19 protein-coding genes and 1 tRNA gene are annotated in these 23590 nt (G+C 70.5%); 3 read left to right on the top strand and 17 right to left on the bottom strand.

Translation table 11 applies throughout. The features are described 5' to 3' along the window. Nucleotide 1: 1 nt before the first annotated feature. From addA to H7F53_RS15955, 8 genes are all read right to left on the bottom strand, one after another. The gene (gene addA / locus H7F53_RS15990) at nt 2-3484 is read right to left on the bottom strand and encodes a double-strand break repair helicase AddA (RefSeq protein WP_185680512.1); all 3483 of its coding nucleotides are present in this window, start codon (nt 3482-3484) and stop codon (nt 2-4) included. Beyond that, nucleotides 3481-6480, bottom strand: coding sequence for a double-strand break repair protein AddB (gene addB, locus H7F53_RS15985; RefSeq protein WP_185680511.1), 3000 nt, complete (start codon nt 6478-6480; stop codon nt 3481-3483). Before addB ends, addA begins: the two co-directional genes overlap by 4 nt. Beyond that, entirely contained in the window at nt 6473-7198 is a 726-nt protein-coding gene (locus H7F53_RS15980) for a nucleotidyltransferase family protein (protein WP_185680510.1), read from the bottom strand. Before H7F53_RS15980 ends, addB begins: the two co-directional genes overlap by 8 nt. Continuing rightward, nucleotides 7195-8178 carry an aminoglycoside phosphotransferase family protein gene (locus H7F53_RS15975; protein WP_185680509.1) on the bottom strand — a complete coding sequence of 328 codons (984 nt, stop codon included), beginning with the start codon at nt 8176-8178 and terminating at the stop codon, nt 7195-7197. The genes H7F53_RS15980 and H7F53_RS15975 overlap by 4 nt, the downstream gene beginning before the upstream one ends. Then, nucleotides 8175-8654, bottom strand: coding sequence for a tRNA (adenosine(37)-N6)-threonylcarbamoyltransferase complex ATPase subunit type 1 TsaE (tsaE, locus tag H7F53_RS15970; RefSeq protein WP_185680508.1), 480 nt, complete (start codon nt 8652-8654; stop codon nt 8175-8177). The genes H7F53_RS15975 and tsaE overlap by 4 nt, the downstream gene beginning before the upstream one ends. Further along, on the bottom strand, nt 8651-11002 hold the full coding sequence (locus tag H7F53_RS15965) for a sensor histidine kinase (RefSeq protein WP_185680507.1): 2352 nt from the start codon (nt 11000-11002) through the stop codon (nt 8651-8653). Before H7F53_RS15965 ends, tsaE begins: the two co-directional genes overlap by 4 nt. A gap of 448 nt (nt 11003-11450) precedes the next feature. Further along, nucleotides 11451-12866: an adenosylhomocysteinase gene (ahcY, locus tag H7F53_RS15960; protein ID WP_185680506.1), complete on the bottom strand. Its 1416-nt coding sequence runs from the start codon at nt 12864-12866 to the stop codon at nt 11451-11453. 115 nt (nt 12867-12981) lie between these two features. Further along, nucleotides 12982-13440, bottom strand: a complete 459-nt coding sequence (locus H7F53_RS15955) for an S-adenosyl-L-homocysteine hydrolase (protein ID WP_185680505.1) — start codon at nt 13438-13440, stop codon at nt 12982-12984. Nucleotides 13441-13663: 223 nt separating this feature from the next. Here H7F53_RS15955 and H7F53_RS15950 point away from each other — a divergent pair, with 223 nt between their 5' ends. Further along, nucleotides 13664-14143: a peroxiredoxin gene (locus tag H7F53_RS15950; protein ID WP_185680504.1), complete on the top strand. Its 480-nt coding sequence runs from the start codon at nt 13664-13666 to the stop codon at nt 14141-14143. A 39-nt stretch (nt 14144-14182) separates the two neighbouring features. On the opposite strand, the gene H7F53_RS15945 is transcribed toward H7F53_RS15950, so the two are convergent. The 6 genes from H7F53_RS15945 to H7F53_RS15920 all read right to left on the bottom strand — a co-directional run bounded on the left by H7F53_RS15945 (nt 14183) and on the right by H7F53_RS15920 (nt 19244). After that, a complete protein-coding gene (locus H7F53_RS15945) occupies nt 14183-15592 on the bottom strand; it encodes a hypothetical protein (protein WP_185680503.1) in 1410 nt (469 codons plus the stop codon). 74 nt (nt 15593-15666) lie between these two features. Continuing rightward, a complete protein-coding gene (gene folE / locus H7F53_RS15940) occupies nt 15667-16290 on the bottom strand; it encodes a GTP cyclohydrolase I FolE (protein ID WP_221773778.1) in 624 nt (207 codons plus the stop codon). Nucleotides 16291-16305: 15 nt separating this feature from the next. After that, complete coding sequence (locus H7F53_RS15935; RefSeq protein ID WP_185680502.1) at nt 16306-17841, bottom strand: phospholipase D-like domain-containing protein; 1536 nt, start codon at nt 17839-17841, stop codon at nt 16306-16308. A 140-nt stretch (nt 17842-17981) separates the two neighbouring features. Next, the gene (locus H7F53_RS15930) at nt 17982-18491 is read right to left on the bottom strand and encodes an SOS response-associated peptidase family protein (protein WP_185680501.1); all 510 of its coding nucleotides are present in this window, start codon (nt 18489-18491) and stop codon (nt 17982-17984) included. Between the two features lie 207 nt (nt 18492-18698). Then, nucleotides 18699-18775, bottom strand: a tRNA-Arg gene (locus H7F53_RS15925). A 46-nt stretch (nt 18776-18821) separates the two neighbouring features. Then, complete coding sequence (locus H7F53_RS15920; RefSeq protein WP_185680500.1) at nt 18822-19244, bottom strand: (deoxy)nucleoside triphosphate pyrophosphohydrolase; 423 nt, start codon at nt 19242-19244, stop codon at nt 18822-18824. 159 nt (nt 19245-19403) lie between these two features. On the opposite strand from H7F53_RS15920, the gene H7F53_RS15915 reads away from it, so the two are divergent. Together H7F53_RS15915 and H7F53_RS15910 are read left to right on the top strand one after the other, a co-directional pair. Beyond that, nucleotides 19404-19583: a Flp family type IVb pilin gene (locus H7F53_RS15915; RefSeq protein WP_185680499.1), complete on the top strand. Its 180-nt coding sequence runs from the start codon at nt 19404-19406 to the stop codon at nt 19581-19583. 115 nt (nt 19584-19698) lie between these two features. Then, nucleotides 19699-19872, top strand: a complete 174-nt coding sequence (locus tag H7F53_RS15910) for a Flp family type IVb pilin (protein WP_185680498.1) — start codon at nt 19699-19701, stop codon at nt 19870-19872. Nucleotides 19873-19987: 115 nt separating this feature from the next. Here H7F53_RS15910 and H7F53_RS15905 read toward each other — a convergent pair whose 3' ends face one another. The 3 genes from H7F53_RS15905 to H7F53_RS15895 form a co-directional block, all read right to left on the bottom strand. Next, a complete protein-coding gene (locus H7F53_RS15905) occupies nt 19988-20932 on the bottom strand; it encodes an acetyl-CoA carboxylase carboxyltransferase subunit alpha (protein ID WP_185680497.1) in 945 nt (314 codons plus the stop codon). Nucleotides 20933-20942: 10 nt separating this feature from the next. Beyond that, entirely contained in the window at nt 20943-21887 is a 945-nt protein-coding gene (locus tag H7F53_RS15900; RefSeq protein ID WP_185680496.1) for a tyrosine recombinase, read from the bottom strand. After that, the coding region (locus tag H7F53_RS15895) for a hypothetical protein (protein ID WP_343062107.1) at nt 21884-23590 on the bottom strand (1707 nt) is incomplete at its 5' end. The genes H7F53_RS15895 and H7F53_RS15900, both read right to left, overlap by 4 nt.

The following is a 23590-nucleotide window of genomic DNA, read 5'->3' as shown; positions in this document are numbered from 1 at the left end:
ATTAATCGCCTGGGCCGAAGACCGGCTTGTGCGCAGTCAGTACCTCGGGCGGGATGTCGAGCAGCACCGGGGTCTGGGTGAACAGCAGCGCGACCTCCACGCTGCGGTCCGGAAAGGTCACCTCGAGCGCAGCGGCATAGGCGGCCATCTGCCGCAGCATCGCCGTGGGTACCTCGGCAAGGGTGGCGGGCGGGCGGCGCGTGGTCTTGAAGTCGACCAGCCGGACCCGCTCGGCGGTCACCACCAGCCGGTCGATCGTCCCGGCAATCACGCGCCCGCTGACGGTCGCGGCGATCGGCACCTCGGCCAACGCACCGGGGGCGAACAGCTCGGCCCAGCGCGGCTCGCCCAGCACGCGCAGCGCGGCGTCAACGATCTCGGCGCGGGCAGGCTCCGCCAGATCGGCCCCATGCCGGGCCAGCCAGCGCGCGGCCTGATCGGCGCGATCGGCCAGGGGCGTTTCCGGCAGCCGTTCGAGCAGGCGGTGGATCAGCGTGCCACGCCGCGCCGCATCGCCGCCGGCGCCGGGCGGATAGGGCGGATCGGCGCTGTCGTCCTCGCCCAGCGCCGAGGGCGCGAGCGGTCGCGGCGGCCGCGGCTCGGCGCCGACCGGGCGCATCAGCCAGGCCGGCAGCGGGGCCGGCAGGTCAAGCTCGAGGCTCTGCGGCGCGGCGGGCGGCGCCGGCTCGGGCGGAGTGCCCCAGACAATCCGGCTGCCCCACAGCGGATCGCGCTCGGGCGCCACTTCGGCCGCCACTTCGGCCAGCCGGGCAAACCACGAATCCGCCGCCGGCTCGGTCTCGCGCGTCGCCAGCGAGCCGGTGACGAACAGCGCCTCCTCGGCCCGCGTCATCGCGACGTAGAGCAGCCGCCAGTGCTCCTCACGCTCCTCGGCGCGGGCCTCCGCCGCGGCTTCGGCGATGCGCCCCAGGCTTTCCGACTTGCGCAGTGTGGGCAGCGGAATGCGCGCGGCGGGATGGTAAACCTCGGCCAGCCCGGCGGGACGCGGCTCCGACAGCTCGAGGGGTGGCCCCTTGCTCGTGTCTGGATCGTCGGCGGCATCGGCGAGGATCACGATCGGGGCCTGCAGCCCCTTCGAGCCATGGACCGTCATCACCCGGACCAACCCCCCGGCTCCCTCGGCCTCGCGCTTCAATTCGCCATCACCGGCGTCGAACCAGTGGAGGAAACCGGTCAGGCTGGCGGTCTCGCTGGTGCCATAGCCGTGCGCGGCGTTGAGCAGTTCGTCGAGGGGATCATTCGCCTCACGGCCCAACCGCGCCACCAGCTTGCGCCGGGCCTGCCAGGGGCCGACCAGCAGCCAGTGCAACAGAGCCTGCGGCAGCTCGTAGTCTGCCCGCCCCAGCAGAGCGACCAGTTGATCGACCGTCGCTGTCACGCGCGCATCGCGCGAGCGGCGCAGGTGCTCCCACAACGGCACGCCTGCCGGGCGATAGCCGTGCTTGAGCAGATCGTCCTGCGACCAGCCCAGCAGCGGCGAGACCAGCAGCGCCGCAAGATTGAGGTCATCGAGCGGCTGGGCCGCGAAACGCACCGCTGCGACGAGGTCCTTGACCGCCAGCGGGGCGCCAAGCCGCAGCCGGTCGACCCCGGCCACCGGGACACCATGGGCATGGAGCCGGGCGACGATCAGCCCGGCCAGCTCCTTGCGCTTGCGCACCAGGATCATGATGTCCCCGGCCGCGGCACGGCGATGCCCCCCCTTGTGCAGCGGATAGCCCGGGCGGCGCGGATCGAGCCAGTCGGCGATCTGGCGCGCGAGGCGGTCGGCCAGCTGACGATCAGGGCGCGAGAGCCAGGTTTCCTCACCCTCCTCGCGCGGTTCGGCGGCTTCGTCGTCCTCGCCGCCGGCCGGCGGCCAGAGCAACACCTGGCCCGGACGCGCCTCACCGACGTGCGGTTCGGGCGGCTGCTCGAGGCCAAACCGGCCGGGCCCGATTGCCGCAATCGCCGCATCGACGAAGGCGAGGATCGGCCGCGCGGTGCGATAGCTGCGACCCAACCCGAGTTCGCGCAGGGTCCGCGGAGATTCGGCGCCGCGCAGCCGCTCGACGTTCTCGGCCAGCCCGGTCATCTGCCGGCGCACTTCGCGCCGGGCGCGTTCGAAGTTGTCCGGGCTGGTGCCCTGGAAGCGGAAGATCGCCTGCTTGTAATCGCCCACCACGAACAGGGTGCGCAGCACCTCGGGGGCGCGCTGGCCGATCCCGGCGAAGAAATCGCCGGTCAGCGCGCCAATGATCTCCCACTGGGCGGCATTGGTGTCCTGCGCCTCGTCGATCAGGATGTGATCGAAGCGGCGATCGAGCTTGTAGCGGATCCACTGCGCCAGCTCCGACCGGCCGAGCAGGTCGGCGGCCTGCCGGATCTGGTCGTCGAAATCGATCAGGCCCTCGCGCCGCTTGGCCTCGTCCCAGGCGAGCGCGAAGCGGCGGCCGAGTTCGAGCGCGGGAGTGAGCCATTCCACCAGCGCCAGCATCGCGGCGCGCTCTTGTGCGGCCCGGATGCTGGCGATCACCCGTGCGGCATGATCGGCATAGGCCGGATCGATCTTGTCGAGGTTCTTGGTCGACTTGGGGTCACCATCCTGTTTCAGGAAATGGCCGGCCAGATCGGCCAGGCCCGCGCCCCGGGCTTCAGGATCAAGTGCCAGCCAATCGCCAATGGCGTTGGCTGTTTTCTGTCCGGTGGCCGCCTTCCACCCGGCGTTGACATCCATGCAATGGCGGAGGCTGCGCAGGTCGAAGGCCGCATCGGTGCACAGCTCGGCCAGGGTCGCCCCGGCGGGCAGGCCCAGCAGCCGCTCGACCCGATCGCGCAGCGGTGGGACCCAACTGCCGGGGCCGAACCACGCCTCGCGGCACTCGGCACAGCGCATCAGGAAGCGCTCGACATCCTCTGGCGCCATACGCCGGGAAAGCCGGGCCAGCGCCGCCAGCAGCAGGTCATCGCCGCTGTTCTCGGCCGCGACGAGCAGATCGGCCAGGACCTCGCGGCTGAGCAGCACGCGATCGCGATCCTCCATGGCCCGGGTGCCGGGGGCCAGCCCGGCCTCTTCCGGAAAACCGGCGAGCAGCCACTGCGCGAAGGCATGGATCGTGTTGATCCGCAGCCCACCGCCGGGACAGTCGAGCACGGCGGCGAACAACGTGCGGGCGCGGTCCAGCGTGGCCTTGTCGATCGGGGCGCCGATATGGCCAAGCTGCAGCGCCAACTCGGTCTCGGGCATCCGCACCCAGCTGGCCAGCACTTCGTTGACGCGGGTGGCCATCTCGGCCGCGCCGGCCTTGGTGAAGGTGAGGCAGAGGATCTGGCCGGGTGCCACCCCGTCCTGCAGCAGCAGCCGCAGCACCCGCGCCGAGAGCACCTGCGTCTTGCCGGTCCCGGCCGAGGCCGACAGCCAGACGGTCTCCTGCGGATCGACCGCCAGCCGCTGATCGTCCTGCAAGGGATAGACCCGGCTCATGGCGCCACCTCGCCATCGGTCGCGGCGCCGCGGCCCTGCCATTCATCGAGGCGCATCAGCTGGTCGTAGTCTGTATAGGTCGGCAGATCGGGATTGAGCCTGGCGGTGAACGGCTCGTCCCCGATGATCCAGCGATCGATCGCGTCAGTCAGGTAGAAGGCCGTGGTCGCGAGAAACACCTCGCGCGGCAGGCCCGACTTCTTCTGGCCCTCGAGCACCGGCTCGGACCACTGGCCGAAGCCCTCCGGACGGTCCTTCGACTTTGCCAGCGACCAGTACTCGAACCGGGTCGGCTCGCCGCTCACGCCGGCGAAAGCCCCGCCCTGCGCCATCAGCCCGATCAGCCCGAGCTGCAGCGCGAAGCCCTGCTCGACCCGGCGGGCGCTGGGCGGGCTGCCAGTCTTGTAATCGATCACCGCCAAGGTCCCGTCGGGCAAGCGGTCGATGCGATCGGCCCGGCCCTTGAGCTTGACCCCGCGCCAGGTCCAGTGTCCCTGCACTTCGCTGGCGATCACCGTCCGCCCGGCAGCGGACTGCTCGGCGATGGTCTCCTCGATCCACTGCAGCCCCGCCTCCAGCCGCGGCCACCACAGGCATCGCACCAGCGGGTGCGCGCTCATCTTCGCCAGCTCGGCCTCAGCGATCGGCCGCAGCGGGCCGCCCTGCTTGTGCCATGCCTCGAGAATGGCGTGGACCGCCGTCCCCTTCCACGCCGCCGAAGGTTCCGCGTCAAGCGGGTCCCAGCGTCTGAGGCGGAGGATCTCGGCGGCGTAGAACTGGTAGGGATCGCCGCGCAGGGGGTCGAGGGCAGTCACTGCCAGCGGCACGTCGCGCTGGGCCACCGAGGGGCGCGGCGCCGGGCGCGGGGCGGGGCTATCCGCGGGGGCATCGTCGAGCCAGCGGGCACGGCGAACCGTTTCGTGCTCGGCATGGTCGCGCAGCAGGGTCTCGCCCAGCATGGCCCGCACCCGCAGCACGAATCGCGACGGGATCACCGGACCCGCGGCATCGCGCCGGGCATGGCTGAGCACCACCTCGGGAGCGCCGAGCGCGGCGGCCAGATCGTGCGCGGCGAGGCCGACCCGGAAATCGGCGCCGGGCACACCCAGCGCGCGCAGCACGGCGGGCGCCAGCAGGGCGTCGGGCGCGGTGGTACCGGGCCAGGTGCCCTCGGTCAGACCGCCGCAGATGACCAGATCGGCGCGGCTCATCCGCGCCTCGATCACGCCATAGATCGCCACGCGTGGATGGCCACCCCACAGCGGACGAACCGAGACCCGCTCCATCGCGTCACGCAGCACCGCGGCCAGATCACCCGGCGCGACCACGGTGCCGACCTCGCGCGCGGGACCGCGGGTCTGCTCGATGAACTGCGCGCAACTGCGACCATCGCCCCCTGCCCAGGCAAGTCCGCCCGAGAGGCCCTCGGCGGCGGCGGCGAGGCGGTCGAGCGCCAAGGCTAGCGGCAGATCACCGTCCTCGACCAAGGGGGCAAGCTGGCGCTCAACCGCGTCCCACCACGCCGTAAACTCGGGATCCTGACGCAAGGCAACCACGCGGCGGACATGGCCCAGGCCCGGTTCGGGCCGCGGGCCACGCAGCGCGCGGTCGAGCCGGCGGACGTGGTCGAGCCACTGCGCCCGGTCCCCCGCCCAGCCGGGCACGGCCTGGCCGACCAACGGATGGCCCAGCAGCCCGATCAGCGGGACCGGGGCCGCGCCGGAGCGCATCAATTCGGCCAGCAGCAACAGCAGCCGGCCCGCGGTGGTCATCGGCAGCGGCTGGCCGGCCGTGTCATCGGCCACGATGTTCCAGCGGCCGAGGTGCGCCACCACCCGCGCCGCGAGGGCGCGGTCCGGGGTGATCAGGGCGACCCGCCGCTCGGGCTGCTCGAGCGCCTCGCGAATCAGGATGGCGATCGCCTGGGCCTCGTCCTCGGGATGGGCGGTCTCCATCAGCCGTACCCCGGCGAGGCGGCGCTGGTCGGGCTTGAGCCTGACCCATTGCGCGCTGGCCGCCGGGGGCAGGAACAGGTTGGAGATCGCGCGGCTGCGTGCCGGGTCGGCCGCAGCCAGACCGGCACGGTGCCAGGGCTCGACCTCGCCACGGCTCACTCCCATGCGGTTGAGCAGCAGCTTGAGGTGGTACTGCGGGTGGGTCACGGCATCGTCGCGGCCGATCGGCGGATCGTCCGCTGCGGCAGGCGCGCCGGCCGTGCCGAGCGCATCCCACACCGCCGGATCGAGCGCGAGGTCAAGATCAGGCAGGATCACCGAACCAGCCGGCAGGTCGGCGACCATGCGCAGCAGGCGGGCGAGCGCCGGCGAGGCGCTGGTCACCCCGGCGGCCACCACCGGATGCGGCGGCGGCGCCTCGCGCCAGCGTCGGGCGGCCAGCTCGAACAACTGGTTGCGGCGGGTGGGCGCATCGACCTCGCCGCGCGCATCCAGTTCGGCCAGCCAGCGCGCCTGGACCCGCGCGAAAGTGCGGATCGCGCCCTGCCAGTGGGAGGCCTGATCGCCGACCACGCCAAGCACCCGTTCGCCCAGCAGCTCCTCCGGGCCGATCCCTTCGACCAGCAGGCGATCCATCGTGCGGCCCAGCTCGAAGGCCTGGCGCAGCAGCGCCGGCCCGCGCGGCGCCGCATCGCCCAGTTCGACCTGCAGCAGCGCGGCGAGGCGCAGCCAGCGCCGGACCGGATCGGCGGCCGGAGGGACATCGACCGAGCCGATCGGATCGAGCAGCGGCCCCAGCGTCTCGTCAAGGTCGAGATCGCCCACCACCGCCATGCGCGGCAGCAGCAGACCAGTCCCGGACAGGCGGACGAAAGCCTCGGTAACCGTGCGCACGGCACGCTGGCTGGGCAGCAGCAGGGTCAGCCGGGCCAGCCCGAGCCCATCCTCGGCATAGCGGGGCAGCAGTCCGGCGACCAGCGCATCGGCGAACCCCCGGTGCGCGGCAATGGCGTAAACCCGCGGCCCGGTGCGTTCAGCCACGCGCCAGCCGCGCTTCGGTCAGCGGGATCGCCTGGGGCGTGCCCACCTCGAACCACTGTCCGGTATGAACCCAGCCGAACAGCCGTCCCTCCTCCATCGCCCGGCTCCACAGCAGGTTGGTCGAGAACGGCCCGGCGGGCGCCTCGCGCAGCAGGCGGTGGGCGACCAGCTGGATGCCGGTGTAGATGTAGGGCGCGACCCGGCCCGGGCGGCGGCGGCTGATCCGGCCGAGCGGATCGAGGTGGAAATCGCCCTTGCCTTGGTAATTGTGCGCCACCGGATGGCGCACCACCAGCAGCAGGGCATCCATCCGCGCCGGATCCCAGGCGTCGCTCAGTTCGGCGAAGGCGCTCTTGGGGCCGTCGAGCCAGATCGTGTCGCTGTTCAGGCAGAAGAACGGATCGGGCAGCAGGCCCTGGGCCTTGATCATCCCGCCACCAGTCTCGAGCAGCAGGTCGCGCTCGTCCGAGACGGTGATCGCCAGCTCGGGATGGTTGTGCGCATACTGACCGAGATGGGCCTCGAGCGCGTCAGCCAGATAGTGCACGTTGACCACGGCCCGGCCGATCCCGGCCTCAACCAGCCGGTCTAGACTCCAGTCGATCAGCGGCTTGCCGGCCACCGCGACCAGCGGCTTGGGCCGCGCGGCGGTGAGCGGCCGCATGCGCTTCCCGAGGCCCGCGGCCATCACCATGGCGCTGTCGGAGGCCAGCGTCATGCCGCGAAGGTCCCGCCGCCGGCCGCGCGCACGTCGGCCGGGATGTTGGCCTCGAACCAGCGCGCCACCGGGGCCAGCGCGGGATGCTGCAGGTCGCGCTCGAGCAGGGCCCAGACGCGCGGGATCAGGTCCAGGTAGCGCGGCTTGCCATCTCGTTTCCACAAGCGCACGAAAATGCCGACGATCTTGGCATTCCGCTGGGCCCCGAGCCGGGCATAGTCGGCCACGAAGGTTTCCGGATCGGGGTGCCCCCGCAGGTAGCGCGCCACCATTTCGGCCTCGAGCTGCTCGCTGACATCGCGCCGGGCATCCTGGAGCAGTGAGACGAGGTCATAGGCCGGATGGCCCACCAGCGCGTCCTGAAAGTCGAGCAGGCCCTGCCGATGCAGGCTACCGAGCAGCATGATGTTCTCGGCGTGATAATCGCGCAGCACGGTGACGCCAGGACGCTGCCGGCCGAGCAGCGGGGTCAGCACCTCGTCCCAGGCCTCGGCCCAGCCCTTGCCGTCGACGTAGAGGTTGCGCGCCGGACAGAACCAGTCGACGAACAGCTTCACCTCGCGCTGGTATTCGGACAGTCCATAGGCGGTGAACGGCCCGGGCGGAACGCGGTGCAGCGCGGTCAGCGTATCGATCGCCGCGGCATAGACCTCGGGTTCGTCCTGGGGCCAGGAATCGAGGTAGTCGCGCATGCGCACCTCGCCGAAGTCTTCCAGCAGGACCAGACCGTCGGCCGCCTGCTCGGCAACGATCCGCGGCGGCCGCAGCCCGGCATCGTCCAGCCAGCGCGCCGCGCGCAGGAACGGCGCGGGGTCCTCTTGTGGCGGCGGCGCGTACATCAGCATCGTCGTGCTGTCGCCCTTGCGGATGCGGAAGTAGCGCCGGAACGAGGCATCGCCCGGCAGGGGCTCGATCACCGCGTCGGCCCAGCCGGCGCTTGCCAGGAACGGTTCGATTCCTGCGGGGACTGCACTGCTCATGGCAGCCGCCCTACCCAATCCGCCCCCGGCTCGACAATGGCGATCCGTCCGGCCCCGTCATTTTCCAACAGGATGGACAGGCAGCCCGGCTCATGGCCGAACCCCCCGGCACAATCGGGCCATTCGGCCAGGAGCGCGGCGCCTTCGCGGTAATCGTCGAGGCCCAGCTCGACCACCTCGGCAGGATCGGTCAGACGATAGAAATCGGCATGGATCAACGGCAGCCGGGTGGCTGGCGGCGCGTAGGGCTCGATGATCGCGAAGGTCGGCGACGGGACCTCGCCGTCGTGGCCGAGCCCGGCGATGATCGCCCGGGCCAGCGTGGTCTTGCCCGCGCCGAGTCCGCCCGACAGCGCCACCACGTCTCCCGGGCGCAGCCGCGCCGCGATCCGTGCGCCGAACCGCGCCACGGCAGCCAGGTCGGGCAGACTTTCGTGCCGGGATCCCGGCCCGGCGGCAGGCGGGGGGGCAGTCATCGGAACTGGACGATCGCGGCGGTGCCCTGTCCCGGCTCCGAGAGCAGCTCGAGCGTGCCGCCATGGGCCTCGATCAGCTGCCGTGCCAGCGGCAGTCCCAGTCCGCGCCGACGGTCCTGCCCGGGACCCTCGCCGTCCGGGGTCAGGCCTTCCAGCGCGCGGGCCAGCGCCGCCGCATCCATGCCCGGGCCATTGTCGGACACGACCACCCGCGGGCCGGTCCGGGTCGGGCTGAGATCGACCAGGATGCGTCCGCCGCGCGGCGTGGCGGCGATGGCATTGTCGACCAGATGACCGATCGCGCGGGCGAGCCGACGGCGATCGCCGGTGATCCGCCCGGCCGCCTTGCTGCCGCGCAGGTCGAGCGTCAGGCCGGCCTCGCGCAGCCGCGCCGCGCGGTCCTCGACCACGCGGGTGACGAAGGGCAGCAGCTCGATCTCTTCGCTCGCCAGCGGCAGCAGCCCGGCCTCGCTCTGCGAGAGGTCGAGCACGGTCTCGATCTGCTCGCCCAACCGTTCGACCGAGGTGAGGATCGCGGCGACATAGTCGCGCCCCTGTTCGTTCAGCTCGCCCCCCAGCCCGGTACCCAGCAGCTCGGCAAAGCCGCCGATCGAGGTCAGCGGGGTGCGGAATTCGTAGCTCATGTTGGCGAGGAACCGGGTCTTGACCGCATCGGCCTCGACCAGCGCGGCATTGCGCTCGCGCAGCATGGCCTCGGCCTTCTGGCTGTCGGTAATGTCGAGCACGGTCAGAAGCCCATTGCCATCGGGTAGCGGCACCCCGGCAAACTCGAGCGTCCGCCCGTCCGCGAGCAGCACCCGACCGCTGGTCTGCTTGCGATCGAGCGTGGCGGCACGCACCACGTCACCCACCAACCGCGCCTGGGCCGGCCGGCTGAGCAGCAGGGCGATGCGCTCGAGCAGCAGCTCGATCTTGGGGTGGGTGTCGAGGAAGTCGCCTTCGAGCGCCCAGTCCTGCTCGAAGCGGCGGTTCCACAGCTGCAGCTTGCCGTCAGGGGCGAACACCGCGAGCGATTCGAACAGGCTGTCGAAGGTGGCGGTACGGGTGCGCAGCAGGGTGTCGCGGGTGGCGGAGAGGCGGATCTGCTCGGTGCGGTCCTCGACGATCAGCAACAGGCCGCCATCGGGCATCGGTTGGGCCACGACCCGCAGGTGCGTGCCGTCGCCCAGCGTCCAGGCCTCCTCCTGCGAGCGGCTGTCGCGGAACCAGGCCGCTTTCTCGCGGCGCCATGCCGGAAAATCCCGCACTTCGGGCACCCGGCCGTTGTCGCGGATCAGGTCGAGCAGGCGCTCGAACAGCGGCTGGTCGATCAGGATCGCCGGAGTCAGGCCGAAGATCCGCTGGAACGGCTGGTTGGCGAAGGTCAGCCCGCGGCGCGAATCGAACTGCGCCACCCCGGCCGAAAGCTGGTCGAGCATCGAGCGCTGCGCCTCGCGGAAGGCCCGGAAGGCGCGGCCCAGCTCCTCCATGTCCTCGATGTCGATGGCATAGCCGGCAACGCCCTGGTCTCCGATCGGCAGGTCGCTCACCCGCAGCGTGCGGCGTTGCCCGCCAATCGTCGCGGCGACCATCCGCTCCAGCGGCTGGCCCTGCGCGGCGGCACGCAGGGCGATCTCGCCGGCGGTGATCCCGTCGACCGCCTCGACCAGCTCGGTCCCGGCCGCAGCGACCAGATCGGCACTCTCGCCCTGCACCGCGCTGACATAGGCCTTGTTCACCAACCGTAGCCGACCCTCGCGATCGCGGAACCACATCGGCATGGGCGCGGCCTCGATCAGGCCGATCAGCGCGCCGAAATCGGCCCGGGCCCGCGCCGCCTCGGCGCGCAACCGGACGATCTCGCTCTCGCTCTCCGAAAAGTCGAAGACCCAGACCAGCGCCGCGCCGCCGGGCGAGATCTGCGGATCGGCCAGCTGGCCGCGCAGCGACAGCGAGCGGTTGGAGCCGGCCGGGGTCACGATCATGCGGAACGGCGCGCCGGTCTTCTGGCAGCGCCGCACCGCCTCGTTCAGCTCGCCCAGCTGCAACAGCGGGATGCCGCCCTCGGGGCGGTCGCCCTGGCCCAGCTCGGACAGGTATTGCGGCACCGCATCGAGCCCCAGCCACAACCCGAGCCGTGGCGATGCCTCGATCCGGCCGTCGGCGCGCACCAGCAGCGGGATCGCGGGAGATTCCTCGACCATCCGCGCAAGCCGCCGAGCCCCGCGCAGCGCTCCGTCCGCGCGCCTTTCACGGACCCTTGCCAGCACGATGAACCACCCCGCCGCCGCAGCCCAGGCTGCGAGCAGCAGGCCAACCAGCATGAGGGCGGTGGGGTTGAGGGACATGGTCCCGTCGCTATGCGCCGGGGCGCCACTTGACAATGGGGCGGTGTCATCTGCGCGAGGATTTCGTCACACCTGACGATTCCACTTACGAGCTTTGCCGGTGCTGGGACTGCTCTAGGCCAGAGCGGGAGCGCCCTGCCGAAACGGGTAGACGTTCGGCCAACGCGGCGGGTGCACTTCCCCGCGGTTGCTTGCCACCAGCCGGGACCGGAAGGCGCGCCGCGCCACAAGCGGGAGCCCCGGTCCGATGACGTTGATCCTTGCCCAGTGGGGGCTGCTTGCGCTCGGGATCGCCGCCGCCGCGCTGCTCGCCGCCCTGTTCCTCGGCACCCTCACCCTGGTGCTGGAACGCCTGCGCTAGCCCCGACCGCCCGCGACGGACGCGGTCCCGATACGAACAGGGCGGAGCCGCAGCCCCGCCCTGTCCTTTCACCGCGTAGCCGAGGGCTCAGTAGCGGTAGTGATCCGGCTTGAACGGCCCGGCCTCGGGCACGCCGATGTAGTCGGCCTGGCGCTTGCTCAGCGTGGTGAGCTTCACGCCCAGCTTCTCCAGGTGCAGCGCGGCCACCTTTTCGTCGAGATGCTTGGGCAGGACGTAGACCTCGTTCTTGTACTGGCTGTTCTTGGTGAACAGCTCGATCTGGGCCAGCGTCTGGTTGGTGAAGCTGGCGCTCATCACGAAGCTCGGGTGGCCGGTGGCGCAGCCCAGGTTCACCAGCCGGCCCTTGGCCAGGATGATGATCTGCTTGCCGTCGGGGAACTCGACCAGGTCGGTACCCGGCTTGACCTCGGTCCACTTGTAGTTGTTGAGCGCGGCGATCTGGATCTCGCTGTCGAAGTGGCCGATGTTGCAGACGATGCTCATCGGCTTCATCGCCTTCATGTGCTCGGCGGTGATGACGTCCTCGTTGCCGGTGGCGGTGACGAAGATGTCGGCGCGGGTCACGGCCTCTTCCATCGTCACGACCTCATAGCCCTCCATCGCCGCCTGCAGCGCGCAGATCGGATCGATCTCGGTCACGATCACGCGCGCGCCGCCGTTGCGCAGCGAGGCGGCCGAGCCCTTGCCGACATCGCCGAAGCCGGCGACGCAGGCGACCTTGCCGGCCAGCATCACGTCGGTGGCGCGGCGGATCGCGTCGACCAGCGATTCCTTGCAACCATAAAGGTTGTCGAACTTCGACTTGGTGACACTGTCGTTCACGTTGATCGCGGGGAACGGCAGCTTGCCGTCCTTGGCGATCTGGTAGAGGCGGTGCACGCCGGTGGTGGTCTCTTCCGAGACGCCCTTGATGTGGGCGACCGACATGGTCAGGTAGCCCGGCTTGCGCTTGAGGAAGGCCTTGAGCGCCCGGCAGAATTCGATTTCCTCGGCGTTGCTGGGCTCAAACAGCGGCTCGCCGGCCTCGACCCGGGCGCCCCACAAGGCGAACATGGTCGCATCGCCGCCATCATCCAGGATCATGTTGGCGGTGCGGCCGGTGCCGTCGTCCCAGTCGAAGATCGAGCCGACGTAGTCCCAGTACTCGGCCAGGCTCTCGCCCTTGACCGCGAAGACCGGGATCCCGGCGGCGGCGATCGCGGCGGCGGCGTGGTCCTGGGTCGAGAAGATGTTGCAGGTGGCCCAGCGCACTTCGGCGCCGAGCGCAACCAGCGTCTCGATCAGCACGGCGGTCTGGATCGTCATGTGGAGCGAGCCGGTGATGCGCGCACCCTTGAGCGGCTGGCTTGGCCCGAATTCCTTGCGCAGGGCCATCAGCCCCGGCATCTCGGTCTCAGCGATGGCGATTTCCGCGCGGCCGAAATCGGCAAGCCCGATATCGGCGATGACGTAATCCTTGGCGGCTTCGAGCGTGGCGGACACGGTATTCTCCTGAATGGTCGGCAGCCCCGCAAGCAGCAAAGGGCAGCGCCGGATGGCACCGCCCTTAGCCGTAATCGCAATCAATATAAAGAAGTCTTTATATCCTTCCCCGCAGTCAGCGCGAAAGCGCCAGGCTGGGCCGGCCGGCCGGGCCAAGCAGCTCGTCCGCGGCGCTGAGCAGGACCTCGCGGCCCTTCATCTGGGCCAGCAGCCGGGTCGCCTGCTTGAGCTCGGCGCAACCGAGCCGGGGATGGCCCTGGCCATACTGGTTGGCCATGCCGGTGCTGAGCCGGTCGAGCGCGCGACTGGCACCAGCCGCACCGTTGGCCGCCACCAGCGTCTTGCGCAGCTGCTGCGCCGCCTCATTCAGCTCTGGTAGATGCGCCGCCTCAAAGGCTGCAAAATCGGCCTGGAAATCGCTCGGCGTCGTGCGGCAGCGCAGCGCCGTGACCATCAGCATGATATCCAGCTTGCGCAGCTTCTCGGCTTCGGATTCTCCCGCCGCCTGGGCCGGAGCGGCCATCAGCATGCCCATCGCGGCCAGCGCCGCAAGTCCCGTCCTGATCCCGATCATGGTGCTATCCCCTTCGTGGTCCCAGCCACGTCCGGAAGATTGCCCGCAGTCCCTTACCCACCTTTCAAGACACGCGATTAAGCCAGCCTTCACCATGATCGGTTCGTCGCATCGGAGAAATGCTTCGCCGCGGCGCACTGCACCGTTGCGATTCGGGGGTGGGTCACCCTATGTCAGGCGCCGCACGACCCGGCCCCCGCCGGGCGACGAAAAGGATCCACGCATGACCATTGCCCAGGGCGATACGCTTCCCGACGTGAAACTGATCAAGGCCACCCAGGACGGGAACGAGCCGGTCCAGACCGGCGAGTACTTCAAGGGCAAGAAGGTCGCCCTGTTCTCGGTTCCGGGTGCCTTCACCCCGACCTGCTCGGCCAAGCACCTGCCGGGCTTCGTGGAGAAGGCGGGCGAGCTCAAGGCCAAGGGCATCGACGAGATCGTCTGCACCGCGGTGAACGATCCCTTCGTGATGAAGGCCTGGGGCGCGGCCAGCGGATCAGCCGATGTGACGATGCTGGCCGACGGTAACGGCGATTTCGTCAAGGCGCTCGGCCTGACGATGGACGGCAGCGGCTTTGGCCTCGGTCAGCGCGGCCAGCGTTTTGCCCTGATCATCAACGATGGCGTCGTCGAGCAGGTCCATGTCGAGGCGCCGGGCGAGTTCAAGGTCAGCGCGGCCGACTATCTGCTCGAGCAGCTCTGAGGCAATGCGCCGCGGCGGCGGGCGAGGCTCGCCGCCGCCTCACCCCGGCGGCAGCGCGGCCGGGATGAAGATGACCGCCGGCCCTGCCCCCGGCAGCTCGCGCCAACGATCCCGCCGGGCCCGCAGCTCGGCGATCAGGCCCGGGGTCCATTCGCGGTCGAGCACGTAGGCGGCAGGGTGATAGACCCGCTCCAGCTCGGCCAACCCGGGGCGGCCGTTGCCGATTGCGATGTAGCGGTTCCACTCGGCCAGCCCATAGCGGTAGTAACGCCCGTCGTAGGCCACCCGCCAGTCGGGATAGCCGCGATCGATCACCGCGCCGCCCCACGGAAAGTGGGCAAAGACCGTGCCCTTCACGCCGGTGGCGCGCAGCTGCGCCAGCTGGGTCACCGGGATCGTTTCGCGAAAGCTGGTGGGGCGCAGCGCCAGCACGGCCGTGGCGGTCACCGCAACCAGCACCAGCGGCGCCGCACGGGACAGACGGGGCGCCTGCAGCCGTGGGAGCTGGGCCGCCAGGACCGGGACCAGCGCCACGGCCCAGAACAGCATGACCCGGGCCGAGATCAGGGTCAGACCCAGCAGCATCAGCCAGGGCCACAGCTGCTCGCCATCGCCGCTGCGCCGCCGCCACGCCAGAACCAGAACGAGCAGCGCGTTGATCATGACGACCGCCGCGATGACCCGGTTTTCCGGCGCCCACAGCGGCAGCCATTCGGCCACCCGCAGCGCCTGACTGATCTGCCCGTTGGCCGTGGCAATGCGCAGGAAGCCGATCCCGTCCGGCGTAGCGAACTGTGCCAGCCCCGCCAGCCCGGCGAGCAGGGTGAGCTCGACCACGGGTGGACGGACAGCGGCCTCGCCATCGGCCTGCCACAGCCGCCACCAGGCCCAGGCGGCCCGGGCGCCCAGCCAGGCTGCGCCGACCGCAACCGAGGGATGCAGGTTCTGCCACAAGACCAGGATGACCGCCCCGGCCAGCACCCGCCGCCAGGCCGGCCCCCGCCACTCGACCAGCCAGACCAGCCCGCCAAAGGCCAGCAGCCCCAGCGTTTGCGGCCTGATCGAGGCGCCGGGAACCGAGACCAGAAGCGCCCCGACCAGCGCCAGTGCGGCCGTCTCGCGCGGCACACCGCGCGCCACCGCGGCGCGGCCGGCAAGCACGAAGGCGCCGGTCCAGCACAGTGCGCTGACCAGCCGCAGACCGCCCCAGCCCGCCCACAGCCTCACCTGGGCCAGCAGGGCCTGGGCCAGCCAGGCGAAGGCCGGCAGCGGTTCGTTCAGATGGTGGGCGGCAAAGGGTTCACCGGCGAGCGGGCCGTGCCGGGCAAGGATCAGTTCGCCCAGCTTCAGCTGCCAGAAGATGTCGACATCCCAGACCGGGCGCCACAGCACGGCCAGCAGGACCAGCGCCGGGATCGCGGCCAGTGCCAGCCCGCCTGTGCGGGACAACAGAACGGGGGAAGAATCGGACGGCGTCACGGGCCCTCAGCTTGACCTGCCCGCCGGCGTGGCGGGCGGCAGCCTCAATAGCCCATGAGGCTCAACACTTCCTTGCGCGACCGCTCGTCCTCGAGGAAGGTCCCCATCATCCGGCTGGTGACCATGTTCACCCCGGGCGTGCGCACGCCGCGCGCGGTCATGCAGGCGTGACTGGCCTCGATCACCACGGCAACCCCGATCGGCTTGAGGTTGTCCCAGATGCACTGCGCCACCTCGGCAGTCAGGCGCTCCTGGATCTGCAGCCGGCGGGCATATCCATGCAGCACGCGAGCCAGTTTGGAGATGCCGACCACGTGGTTGCGCGGCAGATAGGCGATCGCCGCCTTGCCGATGATCGGCGCCATGTGGTGTTCGCAGTGCGACTGGAACGGGATGTCCTTGAGCAGCACCACCTCGTTGTAGCCGCCCACCTCCTCGAAGATGCGCGAGAGGTGGACCGCAGGATCTTCGCCGTAGCCCTGACAGTATTCGTACCAGGCCCGTGCGACGCGGCGCGGCGTGTCGATCAGACCTTCGCGCTCCGGATCATCGCCGGACCAGCGGATCAGCGTGCGGATCGCGTCCTGCACCTCTTCCGGCACAACGATCTTGCCATCCGCGCCGAGCGGGGCCGCCGTGCGGCTGGCAGGATCAGTGGTCTTGGTCATGGTCATTGCCTCATTCTAGCGCGGTCGGTGGAGCAGTCCGCCCCTGCGAAACAGTCCCCCGACACGCCCCCGGGAGATCGGCTCAAACAGATCTTCGGGCCGTTCCGGATCCAGCATCGCGCTATCCGCGATCGCCTTTTCAGCATCGCTCAACGGACGCAAGTCAAAAGCCTCGAGCCGCCTGGGCGAACGCGGCAGGCGATCGATCATCGCGCCCATCGAACCTGCGGCTTTACTCAGCCCTGCAACTGCCGCCGGAGCAAGTCCGCAATGTTCGGCCAGGAGCCGGTGCCGCAGGGCGGTGATCGCCGCCCGCACGTCGGGACGGTCATTGGCGGGTCGCGCGGCATCGATGAACATGTCTGCCTCGCTATCCAGTCCCATCGACCGGTTGTTCAAATTGGCCGATCCGATCCGCAGGATCTCGTCGTCCACGATCATGAGTTTGGCGTGTACGTAGATGGGCTTGGCGCCGGAATACGGCACAAAGACCCTAAGCCGCCGGGCTAGATCGTGCTCGGCAATGGCGTGGAGCAGGCGCACCCGCGCCCCGTCCATGGCTGCCTGTTCCAGCCAGCCATGCGCGCTGGCCGGATTGATCAGCACCACCTCGGGCGGATCGGGCGCCGCGAGGCGGGCGGCCAGCGCCTCGGCCACCCGGCGCGAGGCGAAGTACTGGCTTTCGGCATAGATGAAACGCTTCGCCCGGGCGATGTGCGCCACGAACAGCGTTTCGACCTCGCGCACCTCGGGATAGCCGCCCCACCCGGCCGAGGTGCGCGCGATGCCGATCTCGACATCGCGGAACTCGGCCTCGAGCCGGGGTGGCCACGCCGAGTCGGGCTGCGCTGCGCAAGGTGCCAGCGGCACGCCGCCGGCCCGCTGCCAGCGTGCGCGGCCAAGGTCGCCCAGCGCCGCCGCGGCCTCACCCTCGACCAGGGTGGTCACATCGTGCCACGGATCGTAGAGCCGGCGGCCCGGGCCGCGGCGGCGCGGATCGTGCTCGCGATGCTCGGGCGTGTCCCAGCGGTCGCTGGTCATGTCGATCCCGCCGCAGACCGCAAAGCGATCGTCGATCACCACGATCTTCTGGTGATGGCTGCACCCCAGCGGATGGGTGGCGTCGAACTTGAAGTCGATCGCCGGGTGCCAGAACCAGCGGATCAGATCAAAGATCATCGTCCCACGGAACACGAACTTGAGCGCTCCGAAGTTCCATTTCAACACGCGCACCTGGAGGCCCGGCGTCCGGTTCGCGAGCCACACCACGAAGGGACCCAGCCGGGCGGGACAGCGGCTGCGGCTCGGCCGGCTCCACCAGCGGCGTCCCGGCCCCAGCCGCATCCGGGTATCGAAGTCCCAGCCGATCAGCATGATCCGCTGCCGCGCGCGCAGCATCGCCTGCTGCATCAGCAGGAAGTAGTCGGCGGCGTCGACCACCACGTGGGCGCGGCTCGCCCGGGCGAAGCGCCAGACCCCGGGCGCAGCGCTGCCGCCCTCCCCGTCCGCGGTCTCGCTGCTGGCCTCGCGCGTGCTCGTCACAATTGGCATCTATCCGCGATGGGGCCCCATGGCAAAACGCTGCGCCGATCATCGCGTTCCGGAACGGACGGTTTCAGGGACAGGGGAGCAGAGCGCCCCGCGGACGAGGATAAAGCGGCCCGGTTGCCAGAGCAGCCCGGACCGAAGGTCTAGCGGCCCGCCGCGGACCCAGCCTCGACCAGCGAGCGGGCCAGGCGGATGTCGGCATGGAGCCAGACCTCCATCGCCGCGGGTGCCAGGACCACCGGCAGGCCGGCCGGTTCGCCGCTGGTCAGCAGCGCAAAGCTGGGGATCTCGGAATCGCGCCAGAGCCCGGCACAGGCGCTGATCGCGCCGCCAGCGGGCTCCCACCATTGGCTGCCACGGCGGAACCGCGTGAGCGGGACCAGACAACGGAACTGGCGGTGGCGCAGCACGCCGATCCAGAACGGGCTGTCAAGGTTGCGCACGAAGGGCACCAGATGTTCGCGCCGTGGCGGAGGCGGCACGCCCCATAGCCGCGGTACCAGCTGCCGCCCGCCGCCCCCGTCGGCAACGATGACCGGGGCATAGCCACCGGGCTGGACCTCGCCGCCGGACCAGGGATCCGCGCCAACATCGGCTTGCAGCGCCCGGCCGACCGCAACCGCCGCGGCATCGAGGGCATAGGCGGGCGGCACGGCTAACCGAACCTGAGCCCAAGCGCGGCCAGTGCGGGCAGATCGTCGCGAGCCAGCGTGAGGCCATTGACGCGCGCGGGCGGTGCCGGGTGGGAGGTCATGGTCGGGTCCGTCCGCTGGCAGCAGCCCCGCTTGCCACGGCCGCGCCGCGTCGGAACCGGGCATTAAAAAACCCCGGAAACCCGTCGGTTTCCGGGGTCTTGTCCCTGGCGCGCCCGGAACGATTCGAACGTCCGACCCTCAGATTCGTAGTCTGATGCTCTATCCAGCTGAGCTACGGGCGCCCTCGGGAGCGGCGCCATTAGGACAGAGCGCGAGGCTTGGCAATGCCTAAATGATGCGATGGACGAGAAGCTGCTGGAGCTGGCGGACAAGCGGATAGTCGAGCGGAGGCATGGCCAGACCGGTCGCCATGGCGGGCGCGAGCCAGGTGACCCCCTCGGCCTCGAGCCCGGTGACCGTCCCCTCCCACCGTCGCACCGCGTAGAGCAGGATGACCAGTTCCGGCGCCGCTGCGAAACCGCAGGGCACGCAGTCGTTCGGCAACACCGCCACGCCCAGCTCCTCGACCAGCTCGCGGCACAGCGCGGCGGCGGGGTCCTCACCCGGCTCGACCTTGCCGCCGGGAAACTCCCAGAGGCCGCCGTGCCGCTTGTCGCGCGGGCGCTGCTGCAGGCAGACCCGGTCCAGCGGGTCGAGCAGCGCGGCGGCCACCACCAACAGGGCCGGCGCCGGCCCGGCCGCTCCGGTCATGCCAGCTACCGTCACGGCCGCGTCGCCGCCATGGGCGGGTCCGGCAAGACCGGCCCGATCATCCCTAACGCACCGGGAAACCCCGGACGATAACTCCGCAGTAAGGAAACTTGTGCGAAGCCTGCGGAAGAAAGACGTGCAGCGGGGGCTGATCCGATCATGTTGCGTACCTTGAAGCATCTGCTGCGAGACCGGAAGGGGGCGACCGTGGTCGAATACGCGGTGCTCTGCGCCATGCTGTTCTTCGCGATCATGGCGACCGTACAGGGCGTGGCTTCGGAGACCAACAGCATGTGGACCCGCGTCAATACGACCATGCAGAACGCTACGGCGGCCTAAATCCATAGCCGATCCGCTTAACCTTTTCGCAAGACCTCACTGATAGTTCGAAAACAGCTCAGACCGGTGGGACGGGAAGAGCCGGGTAACAAGACTGCCAACCAGGAGACTAGATATGACCTTCTTCAGCAAGCTGATCCGCGACGAAGCTGGCGCCACCGCGATCGAGTACGGCCTGATCGCCGCCCTCATCGCCGTTGCCGTGATGACCACCGTTTCGGGTCTGGGCTCGCAGCTCAACACCACCTTCCAGAAGACCTCGTCGCAGCTGCAGGCTGCCAACGCCTAATCGGCGGACGAAAGTCCAGACACAGAACGGGCGGCAGGGCAACCTGCCGCCCGTTTGCTATGGGCTTTACCACGGAAGAGGGGCCGCGCGGATCGCGCGACGATCAGCGCAAGCGTCAGCCCCCGATGGCGAGAAAGCGTTCCTCGCGCAGACGCAGCAGATCGGCTGGCTTGCGCCGGGCCAGAGCATCCAGCTCCTCGCCGATCGCCTGGCCCAGGGCCTGGGCCGTGCCCGCGGGATCGCGGTGCGCCCCGCCCACCGGCTCGGCCACGATCCGGTCGATCACCTTCAGGCGCAGCAGGTCCTGCGCGGTCACCTTCATCGCCTCGGCCGCATCGGGCGCGCGATCGGCGGTGCGCCACAGGATCGAGGAGGCGCCCTCGGGCGAGATCACCGAATAGACCGCGTGTTCGAGCATCAGCACGCGTTCGGCACTGGCCAGCGCCACGGCGCCGCCTGAACCACCCTCGCCTACGATCGCCGCCACCATCGGCACCTCAAGCGCCAGGCAGGCCTCGGTCGAGCGGGCGATCGCCTCGGCCTGGCCGCGCTCCTCGGCCTCGACCCCCGGGAACGCGCCCGAGGTGTCGACCAGGGTCACTACCGGCAGACCGAAGCGTCCAGCCAGCTCCATCAGGCGGATCGCCTTGCGGTAGCCCTCCGGCTTGCCCATCCCGAAGTTGTGGCGGATGCGGCTGTGGGTATCGTGGCCCTTTTCATGGCCGATCAGCATGACCCGGCGCTTGCCCAGGCGCGCGAAACCGCCAATGATCGCGCGGTCGTCCCCGAAGCGCCGGTCACCGCCCAGCGGCATGAAGTCGGTGAAGGCATGGGCGACGAAATCGGCGAAGTGCGGGCGCGAAGGATGGCGCGCCACCTGGGTCTTCTGCCACGGCGTCAGCGCCGCATAGGTGCTGGCCAGCAGCGCGGCGCTTTTCTTTTCGAGCCGCTCGATCTCATGGGCGAGATCGATGTCGCCATCGGCGGCCGTGGCGCGCAGCTCGGCGATGCGGGCCTCGAGCGCGGCCACCGGCTTTTCGAATTCGAGAAAGGAGATCATCCGGCGCGACTTAATCGCGTGGTGCGGTCTCGGCAAGCGAATCAGCCGCGGCTTTCCCCGGACCGAGGGCGAGTGGATGGCGGCGGTTTACCAGTTCGACCAGCCGGGCTGAATCGACATGGGTGTAGATCTGGGTCGTGGCGATGTCGGCATGGCCGAGCAGGGCCTGGAGCACGCGAATGTCGGCCCCGCCCTCGAGCAGGTGGGTGGCGAAGGCGTGGCGCAGGACATGCGGCGACACCTTTTCCGGGGCCAGTCCGGCACGGAGGGCCAGGTCGCGCAGCAGCTGGAACAGCCGCACCCGCGTGAGGTGGCCCTTCTCCCCGCGCGAGGGGAACAGCATGCGCGCCGCCAGGCCAGTGTCCGGAGCCACCCGCACTGCCAGCCAGCGCGACAGCGCCTGGCGCGCGCGGGTGCTGACCGGCACCATGCGCTGCTGCCCGCCCTTGCCGGTCAGGGTCAGGAAGGGGGCATCGCGCGGCACCGCGGCCAGCGGCAGCGAGACCAGCTCGCTGGCGCGCAGGCCCGAGCCGTAGAGCATCTCGAGCAGGGCCAGCAGGCGCAGCCCCTCGGGCCGGTCGGCGACCGCCTCCTCCTCGGCGCGGGCGAACAGGGCCGCGATCTCGGCATGACCGAGCAGCCGCGGCAGCGGGCGACGCAACTGCGGCCGCGGCAAGGCCGTGCTGGGATCGTCCGGCCGCAACCCTTCGTCGACCAGGAAGCCATAGAACTGGCGCAGCGCCGAGCACTTGCGCGCCAGGCTGGACGGCGCCAAATCGCGCCACGCGGTGCCCAGCCGCGCCAGCTCTGCTTCGCCCGCCGCGGCCAGATCACCCAGCGCTGCGGCGGCTCCGGCCAGATCGCGGCGATAGGCGGCAAGCGTATTGGCAGCCGCGCCGCGCTCGGCGGCCAGCATCGCCAGGAAGGAGTCGACCGGATCGGCGGCGGGGTTCAAGCCCGCGCCACCGCTTCGGCCGCAATCATCCGCGCTTCAGCGGTCAGGCCAACCCGGTTGAGCGCCGCGACGATGTGATAGAGATTGCGCGCGGTCATCCGCTCCCAGCCGGTGCCCTGCATGCCCAGCCCGGCCAGCAGCGCGACCAGGGTGGTGTTGCGATACTCGGCGGCGCGATCGATCGCGCGGGTCCAGCGGCTCGGCCGATCGAGCACGAAGCCATACTTCCCGGCCAGGTCCTGCGCAGTGGACAGTGGCAGGCGGCCGAGCCCGGCCAGCCCGGCCACGAGGAACCGGCTCTTGCGCAGCTCGGCGCTGTTGTCCTGCGCATGGAAATCGTCGACCGCGCCGCCGCTGACGGCCCCGGCCTCGGCTGTGCCCAGCGCCAGCAGCGCCCAGGCCTCGCTGCCGACCGGCACCACGCCGGTCCAGCGCACGGCGTTGCGGTCGAGCCCGGCGGCGAGCATCGCCGCGATCAGCGGCGCGGCCTCGTCAGCCAGGCTCGCCGCGGCGGGGACCCGGGCGGCGGCATAGGCGGTGAGCACCTGGCGGCCGAACCGCAGCGCAGGATCGGCCTCGTCGGCCCACAAGGCGGTGATCGCCGCGACCCGCTCGCTGGCAGTCGCCGCGGCATAGGCGTCGCGCAGCCGCGCCGCGCGCCGACCCGCCTCGCTGCTGGCATCGCCGTTGTCATAGATCTGGGCGTAGAGATCGACCAGCGCGGCGCTCGACAGGATGCCGCTGGCCGCGGCGCGGTCAGCGGCGGAAGCGCGGGCTTCGAGCCCCAGCGCGGGCGCGGTCGCGGCCATGAAGGCATAGCCGTCACCCGCCTGGCGCAGCAGCTCGGCCGGGGGCTGCAGCCCGATCGCGGTGGTCATGGCATAGCGCCATGGGGTCATGTCCTTGACCTCGTTCCACTCGATCGTCACCGCGCGGCGGCCCTTGCCCGCGGCCCCGGCGTATTTCTGGGCGAGCAGCATGTCGACCCGCGGCATCGCCCCGTAATAAGTCAGCCGGTCGAGCGAGGCGAGCCCGCGACTGCCCTCACCGGCAAAGGCGTCGCAGATCGCGCCGAGCACCTGCCACGGCTTGTCGCGGCTCCCCGCCCCCTGCAACTGCACTGCCGGGCAGATCCCGGTGAAGTCACCCGTGGCGACATAGCTGTCGAGCGCGGCGCTGGTCAGTAGCGGCCCGAAATTGGCCGTGTCGATATCCTGGACCAGGGCGCGGGCAGCCTCGCCCTCGCCCATCCGCACCAGCAGCCCGGCGCGGAGGGCGGCGAACTCGGCCGGGTCCATGCCCGCCGGTGCATCGAGCCGCGAGGCCAGCGCGCGGCGCAGCAGAATATGGCCCCAGCGCGACACCAGCCGGCCGCGGTTCGCCGCCAGCGCGGTGCGCACCAGCACCGGATCCTGCCGGCCGAGGTGCCAGTAGGGCAGCCCCCCCTCCCCCTCATCGAGCACGCCGATGCGGGTCAGCGCGCGCCGTGCCGCGGGCGGAATGTCATCGCTGGGCTTGAGGTTGAGCGCTGCCTCGAGCTCCTCCGGGGTCATCGCCGCGAGCGTCTCGAGCGGGGGCAGCTTGGACGGCAGCGCCATCGCGCCGGCTGGTGCGGCAGCGGCCGGCCCGGCCGCCGGCAGCGGCTGGACCACGGCAGTCCCCGCCGCGGCACCCGGCGCCGCCGCCGGGCGAGCGGGCGCGGG

The sequence above is a fragment of the Novosphingobium piscinae genome (assembly GCF_014230355.1).
In the GTDB taxonomy this organism is placed as follows: Bacteria; Pseudomonadota; Alphaproteobacteria; order Sphingomonadales; family Sphingomonadaceae; genus Novosphingobium; species Novosphingobium piscinae.
This window is presented reverse-complemented; position numbering and strand designations above follow the sequence as displayed.